11 protein-coding genes are annotated in these 13,018 nt (G+C 72.2%); 9 read left to right on the top strand and 2 right to left on the bottom strand.

Annotated elements, in window-relative coordinates; genetic code table 11:
* Positions 1–118 precede the first annotated feature (118 nt).
* Positions 119–367: a hypothetical protein gene (locus ACFXBC_RS21615; RefSeq protein WP_385026671.1), complete on the bottom strand. Its 249-nt coding sequence runs from the start codon at positions 365–367 to the stop codon at positions 119–121.
* 140 nt (positions 368–507) lie between these two features.
* On the opposite strand from ACFXBC_RS21615, the gene ACFXBC_RS21610 reads away from it, so the two are divergent.
* The 4 genes from ACFXBC_RS21610 to ACFXBC_RS21595 all read left to right on the top strand — a co-directional run bounded on the left by ACFXBC_RS21610 (position 508) and on the right by ACFXBC_RS21595 (position 5,697).
* Positions 508–1,710: a bifunctional adenosylcobinamide kinase/adenosylcobinamide-phosphate guanylyltransferase gene (locus ACFXBC_RS21610; protein WP_385026668.1), complete on the top strand. Its 1,203-nt coding sequence runs from the start codon at positions 508–510 to the stop codon at positions 1,708–1,710.
* Between the two features lie 100 nt (positions 1,711–1,810).
* The gene (gene cobT / locus ACFXBC_RS21605) at positions 1,811–3,091 is read left to right on the top strand and encodes a nicotinate-nucleotide--dimethylbenzimidazole phosphoribosyltransferase (protein ID WP_385026665.1); all 1,281 of its coding nucleotides are present in this window, start codon (positions 1,811–1,813) and stop codon (positions 3,089–3,091) included.
* A gap of 75 nt (positions 3,092–3,166) precedes the next feature.
* Positions 3,167–4,933: a phosphatidylglycerol lysyltransferase domain-containing protein gene (locus ACFXBC_RS21600; RefSeq protein ID WP_385026662.1), complete on the top strand. Its 1,767-nt coding sequence runs from the start codon at positions 3,167–3,169 to the stop codon at positions 4,931–4,933.
* Positions 4,930–5,697 carry a hypothetical protein gene (locus tag ACFXBC_RS21595; RefSeq protein WP_385026659.1) on the top strand — a complete coding sequence of 256 codons (768 nt, stop codon included), beginning with the start codon at positions 4,930–4,932 and terminating at the stop codon, positions 5,695–5,697. Before ACFXBC_RS21600 ends, ACFXBC_RS21595 begins: the two co-directional genes overlap by 4 nt.
* Here ACFXBC_RS21595 and ACFXBC_RS21590 read toward each other — a convergent pair.
* Positions 5,586–6,365, bottom strand: coding sequence for a hypothetical protein (locus ACFXBC_RS21590; RefSeq protein ID WP_385026656.1), 780 nt, complete (start codon positions 6,363–6,365; stop codon positions 5,586–5,588). The two genes, ACFXBC_RS21595 and ACFXBC_RS21590, sit on opposite strands and share 112 nt — an antisense overlap.
* 79 nt (positions 6,366–6,444) lie before the next feature.
* Here ACFXBC_RS21590 and ACFXBC_RS21585 point away from each other — a divergent pair, with 79 nt between their 5' ends.
* The 5 genes from ACFXBC_RS21585 (at position 6,445) to ACFXBC_RS21565 (ending at position 12,838) form a co-directional block, all read left to right on the top strand.
* Positions 6,445–7,209 carry an adenosylcobinamide-GDP ribazoletransferase gene (locus ACFXBC_RS21585; RefSeq protein ID WP_385026653.1) on the top strand — a complete coding sequence of 255 codons (765 nt, stop codon included), beginning with the start codon at positions 6,445–6,447 and terminating at the stop codon, positions 7,207–7,209.
* A gap of 151 nt (positions 7,210–7,360) precedes the next feature.
* Positions 7,361–8,884: a leucyl aminopeptidase gene (locus tag ACFXBC_RS21580; RefSeq protein ID WP_385026650.1), complete on the top strand. Its 1,524-nt coding sequence runs from the start codon at positions 7,361–7,363 to the stop codon at positions 8,882–8,884.
* 306 nt (positions 8,885–9,190) lie between these two features.
* A complete protein-coding gene (lpdA, locus tag ACFXBC_RS21575; protein ID WP_385026647.1) occupies positions 9,191–10,579 on the top strand; it encodes a dihydrolipoyl dehydrogenase in 1,389 nt (462 codons plus the stop codon).
* Positions 10,580–10,650: 71 nt separating this feature from the next.
* Positions 10,651–12,069: a 2-oxoglutarate dehydrogenase, E2 component, dihydrolipoamide succinyltransferase gene (gene sucB / locus ACFXBC_RS21570; RefSeq protein ID WP_385026644.1), complete on the top strand. Its 1,419-nt coding sequence runs from the start codon at positions 10,651–10,653 to the stop codon at positions 12,067–12,069.
* A gap of 145 nt (positions 12,070–12,214) precedes the next feature.
* Positions 12,215–12,838, top strand: a complete 624-nt coding sequence (locus ACFXBC_RS21565; protein ID WP_385026641.1) for a GntR family transcriptional regulator — start codon at positions 12,215–12,217, stop codon at positions 12,836–12,838.
* Positions 12,839–13,018 lie beyond the last annotated feature (180 nt).

The following is a 13,018-nucleotide window of genomic DNA, read 5'->3' as shown; positions in this document are numbered from 1 at the left end:
CCGGGCCGGGCTCGGAGCGGGGCGCGGGGCCCGGCCGCCCTGCGGCCAGGCCCCGCAGGAGTGGGCGGGAGCGGGACCCGTAAGGGCGCCGCCCCCACCACCGCCGCCGGAGCGCGCTTCAGGCAGGGTCGGCCGGACCGGCCGCGTCCGCGTCGCCCGCCACGTCCTGCGCGTGCAGACTCATCGGACCGTAGATCCTGGCCCCGTCCTCGAAGAGCGTCACCTGGTCGGCGCCACCGTCGGCGAGCTCCTTCCACACCTCGCCGACCCAGGACTCCGCATCACCCTGCGTGGTGAACTCGTCGGGCGCCACCGCCGGCTCGGTCTCCGTACCGTCGGACTTCTCGAACCGCCACGTCCATGCCATGTCCGCCTCCTGGATGCCACGCTGATGCCACGCTGTCTTCGGCCGGTCCCGGTCCCGTACGGGTCTCCCCCGCGGGCCCACGGCCTGCTGGCAGCGTAGCCGGGCGAGCACCGGGAGCGGCGGCGCGGGAGGATCTTCTCGTGGAACTCACTCTCCTCGGCACCGGTGCCCCCGAAGGACTCCCCCGCCCCGACTGTCCGTGCGCCGTCTGCGCGGCCGCCAGGGGCGACCGGGCGCGGGCGGCGACCGCGCTGCTCGTCGACGGCGTCCTCCTGCTCGATCTCACTCCGGGGGCCGCGCTGGCCGCCGCACGCGCCGGACACTCGTTGGCCGGTGTACGCCAGGTGCTGCTGACCCATCCGCACGGCGGACCGCCGGTGGAGCTGCCGGCCGGGCTGCCGCAGGCCGGGCGGGTGGCGGACGGGCGGGTGCTGACGCTGCTCAGCGGGCACCGGGTGCGGGCGGTGCCGATGGACTCGCCCGGGACGGGGTACGAGGTGACGTCGCCGGAGGGCGACCGGCTGCTGTATCTGCCGCCCGGCGGCTCACCGGCCGGGCTCCCGGACGACGGGCCCGCGCCGTACGACATGGTGCTGGCCGATGTCGTCGGGCGGCCGGACGCCCTGGCCAGGCTGCGCGCGACCGGGGCCGTCGACGGCACCACCGACCTGGTCGCCGTGCACATCGGACATGAGGTGCCGCCCGGCCCCGAGCTGTCCAGACGGCTGGCCGCCGCGGGCGCCCGCGCGGTGCCGGACGGCACGACACTGCTCGTCGGCGAGTACCACGCGGTGCCCGATCTGCCGCGCCGCACCCTGGTGCTCGGCGGGGCCCGCTCGGGGAAGTCGGTGGAGGCCGAACGGCGTCTGGAGGGCTTTCCCGGTGTCGTGTACGTGGCGACCGGCGGCAGCCGTGACGGCGACGCCGAGTGGGCGTCCCGGGTGGGGCTGCACCGGGAGCGCAGGCCGGGCTCCTGGCGTACGGAGGAGACCTGCGAACTGGTGCCGCTGCTGGCGGACGACGGGCCGCCGCTGCTGATCGACTGTCTGTCGCTGTGGCTGACCGACGCGATGGACCGGGTGGGCGCCTGGGACGACGAGCGGTGGGCGGACGGCGGCGAGCGGGCCCTGCGCGACCGGGTGAACGAGCTGGTCGGCGCGGTCAGGGCCACCGGGCGGATGGTCGTCGCCGTCAGCAACGAGGTGGGCTCCGGGGTGGTGCCCGCGACCGCGTCGGGCCGGCGGTTCCGCGACGAACTCGGCCGGCTGAACGCGGCCTTCGCCGCCGAGTGCGAACACGTCCTCCTGGTGGTCGCGGGACAGGCGATCGTGGTGCGGGCCTGAACGCCACGGCCCGGCGATCCGCCCGGTGGAGGGGTGCCGACGGAGGAATGCGGGGCCCGCACGGCACCCGTCCGGCGGGGCTGCCGGTACTGTTCGGCGAATGAGCGCGCTGAATCTCGACGACTTCTCCGATCTGATCGAACGCCCCGACAGCGGCGTACGGCGTGAAGCCGAGGAACGACGGGAGCGGCTGGCCGTCCCGCCCGGCGCGCTGGGCCGGCTCGACGAGCTGGGCGAGTGGCTCTCGGCCGCGCAGTCCGCGGTGCCGGTCAGGCCCGTCGACCACGTCCGTGTGGTGCTGTTCGCGGGCGATCACGGTGTGGCCGGCCTCGGGGTCTCGGCGCGGCCGGCCGGGAGCGCGCATCTGCTGGTGCGGGCCGTGCTGGACGGGGAGAGCCCGGTGGCCGTGCTGGCCCGCAGGCAGGGGCTGCCCGTGCGGATCGTCGACGCCGGTCTCGACTGCGACCCCGCGCTGCTGCCCGACGAGGTCGTACGGCACCGGGTGCGGCGTGGCACCGGGCGGATCGACATCGAGGACGCCCTCACCCTCGACGAGGCCGAGCAGGCCGTACGTCTCGGCATGGCCATCGCCGACGAGGAGGCCGACTCGGGAACGGATCTGGTCGTGCTCGGCGATCTGAGCGTCGGCGGCACCACGGCCGCCGCGACCCTGATCGCCGCGCTCTGCGGCACGGACGCCTCGGTCGTCACCGGGCGCGGCGGAGCGCTCATCGACGATCTCGTCTGGATGCGCAAGTGCGCGGCGGTCAGGGACGCGCTGCGCCGGGCCCGCCCGGTCCTCGGCGACCAGCTGGAGCTGCTCGCCGCGGTGGGCGGCGCGGATCTGGCCGCGATGACCGGGTTCCTGCTCCAGTGCTCGGTACGTCGGCTGCCGGTGATCCTCGACGGTGTGGTCTCGGCCGCCTGTGCGCTGGTGGGCCAGCGGGCCGCCTTCCGCGCCCCGGAGTCCTGGCTGGCGGGCCAGGTCAGCGGTGAACCGGCCCAGGCGAAGGCGCTGGACCGGATGGCGCTCACCCCGCTGCTCGACCACGGTGTGACGGTCGGCGAGGGGACGGGGGCACTGCTGGCGCTGCCGTTCGTGCAGGCCGCTGCGGCGCTGGCGGCGGAGCTGCCGGAGCGCGCGGACGGGTCCGGAGAGGCGGACCCGACCGCCGGGACGGACGGGGGCGCCGACGCCACCGGGACGGACGGCACCGGCTCCGCCGCGGACGCCGCGCACGCCGTGGACGCCGGGAGTGCCGCGACCGCCGCCGAAGACGCATCCGGTACAGAGGATCCGGCCGGAAACACACCGAACGCGGGCCGGAATGACGTGACTTCGATGGTGCCGGGGCCCTCCGCGGGAGACAGTGGGGAGTAGCACCGGGACCGGCGGCCTGCCGCCGGTCCCAGCAGGTCCCGGCAGGACACGCGGCGCCCCATATCATCGCGTTTCATGGGAGAAGTCCGTACATCTGCCGGGAGCACCGCCCTGACCTCGCTCAGGTCGCGCCGCTGCGCCGCGTTCACGGTCTGGTACCTGCGCGCCGTGACGTTCATCAACCTGCTGGGCGCCGTATGGGTCTCCCTCGGCCAGGATCTGCGGCGGCACAACACCGAGTACTTCTTCACGCCCTATCTGCTCACCGCGGGCTTCGCTTCGGGCGCCTTCAGCCTCTTCCTGGCGATCACCATGCGCCGCCGCAAGCGGGCCGCCTGGCTGCTCAACCTCGTGATGAGCGGACTCTTCCTGCTGGTGCTGGTCCTGGCGATGTGCTTCCCGGAGTTCCGCAGGTACGCCCAGAACTGGATCTCGCTGATCCTGACCGCGGCCTTCGTGGCGTCGCTGCTGATCGGCCGGCGGGAGTACTACGCCAAGGGCGACCGCTCCAACCCGAAGCTGGCCGCCGCCGTGGCCGTGGGCGGGCTGCTGGTCTGCTCACTGCTGGCCACGCTGCTGGTCACGCTCACCAACACGGCCCACGACACCTCACGTTCGACGTTCCTGGACCGCTGGCGGTACGGCGTGACGCGGCTGGTCTCGCTGGTCCCCGGCGACGCCGTCATCCCGGGCATCCGGACCCCCTCCTGGGTGGACGTCTTCATCAACGTGCTCTCCACGGTGCTGCTCCTCGCGGTGCTCTTCGCCGCCTTCCGCTCCCGGCGCGCCGTCGACCGGATCACCCCGGACGACGAGGAGCGGCTGCGCACCCTCCTCGACAAGCACGGCGAACGCGACTCGCTCGGCTACTTCGCGCTGCGCCGCGACAAGAGCGTCGTCTGGTCCCCCACGGGCAAGGCCGCCGTCGCCTACCGGGTGCTGGGCGGCGTATCGCTGGCATCCGGTGACCCGATCGGCGACCCGGAGGCGTGGCCGGGAGCGATCGAACCGTGGCTGGCCGAGGCGCGCGAGCACGGCTGGCTGCCCGCGGTGATGGGGGCGAGCGAGGAGGCGGGCACCGTCTACGCCCGGCACGGTCTCGACGCGCTGGAGTTCGGTGACGAAGCGATCGTCGACACCGCGGAGTTCACCCTGGAGGGCCGGGCCATGCGGACCGTCCGCCAGGCGTACAAGCGGGTGCAGCGCGCCGGGTACACGGTCCGGATCCGCCGCCACGAGGAGATCCCCGGGGCCGAGATGGAGTATCTGGTGCGCCGGGCGGACGACTGGCGCGACGGCGCCACCGAGCGGGGGTTCTCGATGGCGCTCGGACGGCTCGGCGATCCGGCGGACGGGCGCTGCATGATGCTCGAATGCCGGGACGGCGAAGGCGAGTTGCGCGCCGTGCTGAGTTTCGCCCCGTGGGGCCCCGAAGGGCTCTCGCTGGATCTGATGCGCCGTGACCGGGAGGCGGAGAACGGACTGATGGAGTTCATGATCATCGAACTCCTGCGGCGGGCGAAGGAGATCGGGATCACTCAGCTCTCGCTCAACTTCGCGATGTTCAGATCGGTCTTCGAACGTGGCTCGAAGCTGGGGGCCGGCCCCGTACTGAGGCTCTGGCGCTCCTTCCTCACCTTCTTCTCACGGTGGTGGCAGATCGAGTCGCTGTACCGCGCCAACGCCAAGTACCGGCCGATCTGGGAGCCCCGATTCATGCTGTTCGAGAAGAGCGCGGACCTGCTGCGCATCGCCGTCGCCTCGGCGCGCGCCGAGGGCTTCCTGGAGGCCCCGGGGCTGCCCGGGTGGCTGCACCGCAAGCCGCTCGGGACCAGACGGTGAACCGCCGCGCCCTGCGCACCGCGGCCCGCCGCGAGTGGGGGCCGCTGTTCACCGCCGTACGGACGGCGCTCGTCGCCAGGAAGTGGCGTGCCGTCCCGCTGACGCTCAGTGCCGTCGCCCTGACCGCGTGCTTCCAGATCGTGCAGAACCAGTCGTGGGGGCTGGGTCCGGTGACCGACGTCGGGTTCGTACGGGCGACGGATCCGCTCTGGGTGGCGCTGCTGCGCACCCCCCTCTCGTTGTTCGTTCCGGCGCTGGACCTGCCGGTCTGGGGCGCCCTGATCCAGGTGCTCCTGGTGTTCGGTATCGCGGAGATCTGCATCGGCTGGCGGCGGACGCTGCTGATCTCGTACGTCACCACGCTCGCCGGGACGCTGTACGCCCGCGTCGCGATCTCGCTGGGGCCGGGCAGCCCCTTCGGTGTGAAGGCGTCGGACGCGCTGATCGTCGACACCGGCCCGTCGGCCGCCGTGGTCGGTCTCGCCGTCTATGTCTGCTGGCGTCTCGGCGCCCGGTGGACGGCCGGTGCGGTGATCGTGGGGATGGTCCTGGAACTGGTACTCAAGGACAACCTGGCGGGCAAGGAGCATCTGGCGGCGATCCTGGCGGCGCTGGCGCTCTGCGCCCTGACGGCCTGGCGGGACCGCCGGTCTCAGCGGGGCGGTCCGCCGTCGCCCCCGGGCAGCGCGCTCCGCCCCGGGTCGGGGGCGCCGCCGATGAACTCCCCGAGCCGGCGCCGGGGGCCCGCCCAGCGTCTGTCGTGACGGTAGGCGCGCCGGATCGCCCGCGCGCGGGTCCGGTATCTGCGGCGGTAGAACCGCCTGGCCCACAGGGAGACCGGCCGGGCCAGGCGGACGGCGCCGACCAGAGCGACGAACGGGACCACGGCGCCGATCAGGGCGGTCCTGGGCTTCCCCTTGCTCAGCGCGACGATCGCGAACAGGAAGTTGAGCGCTGCGTCCCCCGCGAACAGGCCCCGGCCCCGGGCCTCCTGGGGCGAGAGCTCATTGACCCCGAACGGCAGGAAGCCGCCCAGGACGAGCCCCACCAGGGCGGCGGTGAGCACCACGACCTCGATGCTCTTGCGGCCCTCCTCGCTCCAGTACACATCGGCGAGATGGAGCAGCAGGGCGAACTCGTCGAGCACCAGGCCCGCGCCGGTGCCGAACAGGACCGCGCAGACCGCGGCGCCCACCCCGTACCGGCCGCTGGACACCGCACCGAAGCCGCCGATGACCACCAGGACGACGCCGGGCACCACATGGTGGATGTGCAGACCGCCGGGTGTCACATTGCGGAACGGGCCGCGGCCCGCGCGGATCAGCCGGGCGATGGACCGCACCACCACGAAGGACAGGATGAAGGAGAAGAGCGCCAGCGTCAGCGGGAGCTTGCCCGGTTCCACGATGTTCCGCGCCCACCAGTGACCCATGTCACCCGCTTCCCTTTCCGGCTGTTGTACGTAACTTATCCCCACTTATCCGCCCCCGGCAGCGGATAACCTGCGCGCCATGGACGGCATACGTTTCGCCTTCGGCACGCTCACGGTCCTCCCGGTCCGTGTCACGCGCTGGGACCGCACAGCGGCCCGCTCGGGCATGCTCTGCGCCCCGCTTGCCGGGCTGGTCGTGGGGGTGTGCGCGGCGGCGCTGGGCGTACCGGTGCTGCTGCTCGGCCCCGGGCCGCTGCTGGCCGCCGTGGTGAGCACGGCCGTCCCCGCGGCCCTCACCCGCGGTCTGCATCTGGACGGCCTCGCGGACGTCGCCGACGGGCTGGGCAGCGCGAAGCCCGCCGATGACGCGCTGCGCATCATGAAGCAGTCGGACATCGGGCCGTTCGGTGTGGTGGCCCTGGTCCTCGTCCTGCTCGCCCAGATCGCGGCGCTGGCCCGGCTGTACGGGGAGGGCTGGGCGTACGGAGCGGTCGGCGCGGTCGTCTGCGCGCTCACCGCCCGGCTGGCGCTCACCCTCGCCTGCCGCAGGGGCGTCCCGGCCGCACGCCCGGACGGCCTGGGCGCCGCGGTGGCCGGGGCCGTGCCCGCAGGGGCCGCGCTGGGTACGGCCGTTGCCGTCATCGCGGGGTGCGCGGCGGCGGGCGCGTGCCTCGGGACGTACGGCGCACTGCGCCAGGCGCTGGCGGTGCTGCTGGCGCTCGGCGCGGCCCAACTCCTGCTGCGGCACTGCGTACACCGGTTCGGCGGGGTGACCGGTGATGTCTTCGGGGCGCTGGCCGAGACGGCGGGGACGGCGGCCCTGGTGGTGCTGACGTTCGGGTAGCGCGAGCGGCCCCGCGGTCCCCGCCGTGTTTACCGCTCTGTCTAATAAGCGGCCCGCGTGGGCGATTTCCGTCACCGAGCGTAGGCTCTGCGGCGGGGCGGCCCCATCCACCGGCCACCGACACACTCAACGGAAGCGAGATTTCACCACCGTGACTGCTCTCACTCTCAGCACGGCCGGCGCCGCGACGCTGCGCGCCGACGCCGTCGTCGTAGGCGTGGCGAAGGGCGCCAAGGGCCCCGTGGTCGCACCCGGCGCCGAAGCCGTGGACAAGGCGTTCGGCGGGAAGCTCGCCGGCGTTCTGGACACCCTCGGTGCCACCGGCGCCGAGGGCGAGGCCATCAAGGTCCCCGCCCCCGCCGGTCTCAAGGCCCCGGTCGTCCTGGCCGTCGGGCTCGGCGCCGTACCGGACAAGACGGACGCCGGGGACGGCGAGTACGCCGAGGAGACGCTGCGCCGCGCGGCCGGTGTCGCCGCCCGGGTGCTGGCCGGTGCCAAGAAGGCCGCCTTCGCGCTGCCCGTCGCCTCCGCCGAGGACGTCCAGGCGATCGGCGAGGGCGCGCTGCTCGGGGCGTACGCCTTCACCGCGTTCCAGGCCGTCCCCAAGGACGCCAAGGGTCCGCTCGGTGAGGCCGCCCTGCTGGGCGCCAAGCCGCGGGACAAGGCGCACAAGGCCGCAGCCGAGCGCGCCCTGGCCGTCGCCGAGGAGATCAACCGCGCCCGCGACCTGGTCAACACCCCACCGAACGAGCTGAACCCGGCGGCCTTCGCCGCTGTCGCCACCGCGGCCGGCAAGGAGCACGGCATCAAGGTGCAGGTGCTCGACGAGAAGGCGCTCACCAAGGGCGGCTTCGGCGGCATCCTCGGCGTCGGTGTCGGTTCGGAGGCCCCGCCGCGGCTGGTGAAGCTCTCGTACACCCACTCCAAGGCGGAGAAGTCGCTCGCCTTCGTCGGCAAGGGCATCACCTACGACTCGGGCGGCATCTCGCTCAAGCCGGCCGGCCACAACGAGACGATGAAGTGCGACATGGCGGGCGCCGCCGCCGTGTTCGCCGCCGTCGTCTCCGCGGCCCGGCTCGGCCTGCGGGTCAACGTCACCGGCTGGCTGGCGCTCGCCGAGAACATGCCGTCCGGCTCGGCCACCCGCCCGGGTGACGTGCTGAAGATGTACAGCGGCAAGACCGTCGAGGTCCTCAACACCGACGCCGAGGGCCGGCTGGTGCTGGCCGACGCGATCGCGAAGGCGTCCGAGGACGCCCCCGACGCGATCGTCGACGTGGCGACGCTGACCGGCGCGATGATGATGGCGCTGGGCAGCCGCACCTTCGGCATCATGTCCAACGACGACGCCTTCCGTACCGAGCTGCACGAGATCGCGGAGGAGGTCGGCGAGCCGTCCTGGCCGATGCCGCTCCCGGCCGACCTGCGCAAGGGCATGGACTCCCCCACCGCCGACATCGCCAACATGGGCGAGCGGATGGGCGGCGGCCTGGTCGCGGGTCTCTTCCTGAAGGAGTTCGTCGGCGAGGGCATCACCTGGGCCCACCTCGACATCGCGGGTCCGGCCTTCAACGAGGCGGGCCCCTTCGGGTACACCCCCAAGGGCGGCACGGGATCGGCGATCCGTACCCTGGTGCGCCTCGCGGAGCGCACCGCCGACGGCGACCTCGGCTGACCGGCACCACCGCTCCTCCCGTACGGCCCCCGGCTCCCCGGCCCGGGGCCGTACGGCTTTGCCCTGCCTTTGCCGGTGTTCGCCCTGAACGAAATCCGTACGTGTGTACGCCCGGGTGAGGGGCCCGGACGGCGGATGGGACGTACCGCACTACGGCCCGGCGTCCCGTCGGCGGCCGACAAGTGCGAAGATGGGTCTTCGGCAGGACAGGGCCCCCACCACAGGGCCGAACAGAAGCGGCCGTACACCCGCCGCCGCCCGGTCAGGGAAGACCGGCACCGGCGCACCATGCATGGAGGACGTGACGTGGCGAACGACGCCAGCACCGTTTTCGACCTAGTGATTCTCGGCGGCGGTAGCGGCGGTTACGCCGCGGCGCTGCGCGGGGCGCAGCTTGGTCTCGACGTCGCCCTGATCGAGAAGAACAAGCTGGGCGGCACCTGCCTGCACAACGGCTGCATCCCCACCAAGGCCCTGCTGCACGCCGGCGAGATCGCCGACCAGGCGCGCGAGAGCGAGCAGTTCGGGGTCAAGGCCACCTTCAACGGTATCGACATCGCCGGGGTGCACAAGTACAAGGACGACGTGGTCGCGGGCCTCTACAAGGGCCTTCAGGGACTGGTCGCCTCCCGCAAGGTGACCTACATCGAGGGTGAGGGGCGTCTCTCGTCCCCCACCTCCGTCGATGTGGACGGCAAGCGCGTCCAGGGCCGCCACATCCTCCTGGCCACCGGCTCCGTACCGAAGTCGCTGCCCGGCCTGGAGATCGACGGCAACCGCATCATCTCCTCCGACCACGCCCTGACGCTGGACCGGGTCCCGGAGTCCGCGATCATCCTGGGCGGCGGCGTCATCGGCGTCGAGTTCGCCTCGGCGTGGAAGTCCTTCGGCACCGAGGTGACCGTCGTCGAGGGGCTGAAGCACCTGGTGCCGGTCGAGGACGAGAACAGCTCGAAGCTGCTTGAGCGCGCGTTCCGCAAGCGCGGTATCAAGTTCAACCTGGGCACCTTCTTCGACAAGGCCGAGTACACCGAGAAGGGTGTCAAGGTCACGCTGGCCGACGGCAAGGAGTTCGAGGCCGAGGTGCTGCTCGTGGCCATCGGCCGCGGACCGGTCTCGCAGGGCCTCGGTTACGAGGAGCAGGGCGTCTCGATGGACCGGGGCTATGTCCTGGTCGACGAGTACATGCGGACGAACGTCGAGACGATCTCGGCCGTCGGTGACCTGGTCCCGACCCTCCAGCTCGCGCACGTCGGCTTCGCCGAGGGCATCCTCGTCGCGGAGCGGCTGGCCGGTCTGAAGACCGTGCCGATCGACTACGACGGTGTGCCGAAGGTGACGTACTGCCACCCCGAGGTCGCGTCGGTGGGGCTCTCCGAGGCCAAGGCCAAGGAGGTGTACGGCGCGGACAAGGTCGTCGCACTCAAGTACAGCCTCGCGGGCAACGGCAGGAGCAAGATCCTGAAGACCGCGGGCGAGATCAAGCTCGTCCAGGTCAAGGACGGTGCCGTCGTCGGCGTCCACATGGTCGGTGACCGGATGGGCGAGCAGGTCGGCGAAGCCCAGCTGATCTACAACTGGGAAGCTCTGCCGGCCGAGGTCGCGCAGCTCATCCACGCGCACCCGACGCAGAACGAGGCGCTCGGCGAGGCCCATCTGGCCCTCGCGGGCAAGCCCCTGCACGCCCACGACTAGCAGCCCCTCCCGGGCACTGAGTCCCTGGGCCGCGACGACCACTTCACTTTCCGTTAGGAGCAACTGAAACCATGTCGGTTTCCGTAACCCTGCCGGCGCTCGGCGAGAGCGTCACCGAGGGCACCGTCACCCGCTGGCTCAAGGCCGAGGGTGAGCGCGTCGAGGCCGACGAGCCGCTGCTCGAAGTCTCGACCGACAAGGTCGACACCGAGATCCCGTCGCCCGTCGCGGGCACCCTGCTGGAGATCCTGGTCGGCGAGGACGAGACCGCCGAGGTCGGCGCCAGGCTCGCCGTCGTCGGTGCGAAGGGTGCGGCCCCGGCCGCGGCGCCTGCCGCCCCGGCACCGGCCCCCGCCGAGCAGGCCCCGGCTCCGGCCGCTCCGGCTGCCCCTGCCGCTCCGGCACCGGCTCCCGCCGCGGCTCCGGCTCCGGCCGCCCCGGCTCCGGCGCCCGCCCAGCAGGCCCCGGCCGCTCCCGCCGCCCCGGCGGCACCGGCGCCCGCTCCGGCCGCGTCGCCGGCTCCGGCCCCCGTCACCCCGGCCCCGGCGCCCGCCGCGACCTCCGGTGACGACGGCGCCTATGTGACCCCGCTGGTCCGCAAGCTCGCCGCCGAGAACGGTGTCGAGCTGGGTTCGGTCAAGGGCACCGGCGTCGGTGGCCGTATCCGCAAGCAGGACGTCATCACCGCCGCGGAGGCCGCCAAGGCCGCCTCCCCGGCGCCGTCCCCGGCTCCGGCCGCCGCCAAGGCGCCCAAGCTCGAGGCGTCCCCGCTGCGCGGCCAGACCGTCAAGATGACCCGGATGCGCAAGGTCATCGGCGACAACATGATGAAGGCGCTGCACAGCCAGGCCCAGCTGACCACCGTGGTCGAGGTGGACATCACCAAGCTGATGAAGCTGCGCAACCAGGCCAAGGACGCCTTCGCCGCCCGTGAGGGCGTCAAGCTGTCCCCGATGCCGTTCTTCGTCAAGGCCGCCGCCCAGGCGCTGAAGGCCCACCCGGTCGTCAACGCCCGGATCAATGAGGACGAGGGCACGGTCAGCTACTTCGACACCGAGCACATCGGTATCGCGGTGGACTCCGAGAAGGGCCTGATGACCCCGGTCATCAAGGACGCGGGCAACCTCAACCTGGCCGGTATCTCGAAGAAGACCGCGGAGCTGGCGGGCAAGGTCCGGTCCAGCAAGATCAGCCCGGACGAGCTGTCCGGTGCGACCTTCACGATCAGCAACACCGGTTCGCGCGGTGCGCTGTTCGACACGGTCATCGTCCCGCCGAACCAGGTCGCCATCCTGGGCATCGGCGCGACCGTGAAGCGTCCGGCCGTCATCGAGACCGCCGAGGGCACCGTCATCGGCGTCCGCGACATGACGTACCTGGCTCTCTCCTACGACCACCGCCTGGTGGACGGCGCCGACGCGGCCCGTTACCTGACGACGGTCAAGGCGATCCTGGAGGCCGGCGAGTTCGAGGTCGAGCTCGGCCTGTAACCAGCCTCACCTGCGGCGCCCCTGTCCGGACTCCTTCCGGACGGGGGCGCCGCCGTATTGTCTTGGGGGGCCTGGGCCGGACGAAAGGCCCCTGGGCCCGTGCGACCGTCCCCGCCCAGACCCATACGGTCCGAAGGAGCTCACCATGACGCCGCCCGTCATCCACTCCCTGCGCGAGCAGATTCGCGAGCACATCGTGGAGGGCATCGTCCGCGGCCGGTGGCAGCCGGGCGAACGGATCGTGGAGCGGCGGATCGCCGTCGAGTTGGAGGTGAGCCAGACGCCGGTCCGTGAGGCCCTGCGGGAGCTGGAGTCGCTGCGGCTCATCGAGTCGGCCCCCAACAAGGGCGTACGCGTACGGAATCTGACCGCGGCCGACCTGGAGGAGAGCTACCCCGTCCGGGCCGGTCTGGAGCAGATCGCCGCCGAACTGGCCGTCGACCGGCTGGCCGCCGATGTCTCCGTCCTGGAGCCCTCGGTGGCCGCGCTCTACCGGGCCGACCAGGTGAAGGACAGCGCCGCCCAGGTCAGGCACACCGTGGCCTTCCACAGGGAGCTGGTACGGGCGGCCGGGAACAGCGTGCTGATGCACACCTGGGAGTCGCTGGGCATCGAGGTGTTCACCACGCTCTCCATCCGCTGGCTGGGGACGGTGCAGAAGTCCTACGCGGAGGAGCACGAGGAGCTGGTCGAGGCGTTCCGGCGGAGGGACCCGCAGATCGGCCCTCTGGTGAAGGACCATGTGCTCGGATGTGCACCGCGGGCCTGATCAGAGCCCCTTTTCGCGGCACCGGGTGCCCCCATTGCTGACACCGCATGCCGACTTTTTACGTTACGGAAAGATTTTTCCTTCTACCCTTTGATCGATCATCGATCAGCGATTTACAGTCTCCGGAGGGCTTCACCCAGCCCGTCGCCCTGTCCTGCCAGACCGGGCCTTTCTTCACCC

The organism is Streptomyces sp. NPDC059398, from assembly GCF_042751845.1.
Lineage (GTDB): Bacteria > Actinomycetota > Actinomycetes > Streptomycetales > Streptomycetaceae > Streptomyces.
This window is presented reverse-complemented; position numbering and strand designations above follow the sequence as displayed.

Bases quoted from the DNA above. Each gene is read 5' to 3' on its own strand.
- ACFXBC_RS21615 (WP_385026671.1), bottom strand. From the start codon at position 367: ATGGCATGGACGTGGCGGTTCGAGAAGTCCGACGGTACGGAGACCGAG.
- cobT (WP_385026665.1), top strand. From the start codon at position 1,811: ATGAGCGCGCTGAATCTCGACGACTTCTCCGATCTGATCGAACGCCCC.
- ACFXBC_RS21600 (WP_385026662.1), top strand. From the start codon at position 3,167: ATGGGAGAAGTCCGTACATCTGCCGGGAGCACCGCCCTGACCTCGCTC.
- ACFXBC_RS21590 (WP_385026656.1), bottom strand. From the start codon at position 6,365: ATGGGTCACTGGTGGGCGCGGAACATCGTGGAACCGGGCAAGCTCCCG.
- ACFXBC_RS21585 (WP_385026653.1), top strand. From the start codon at position 6,445: ATGGACGGCATACGTTTCGCCTTCGGCACGCTCACGGTCCTCCCGGTC.
- sucB (WP_385026644.1), top strand. From the start codon at position 10,651: ATGTCGGTTTCCGTAACCCTGCCGGCGCTCGGCGAGAGCGTCACCGAG.
- ACFXBC_RS21565 (WP_385026641.1), top strand. From the start codon at position 12,215: ATGACGCCGCCCGTCATCCACTCCCTGCGCGAGCAGATTCGCGAGCAC.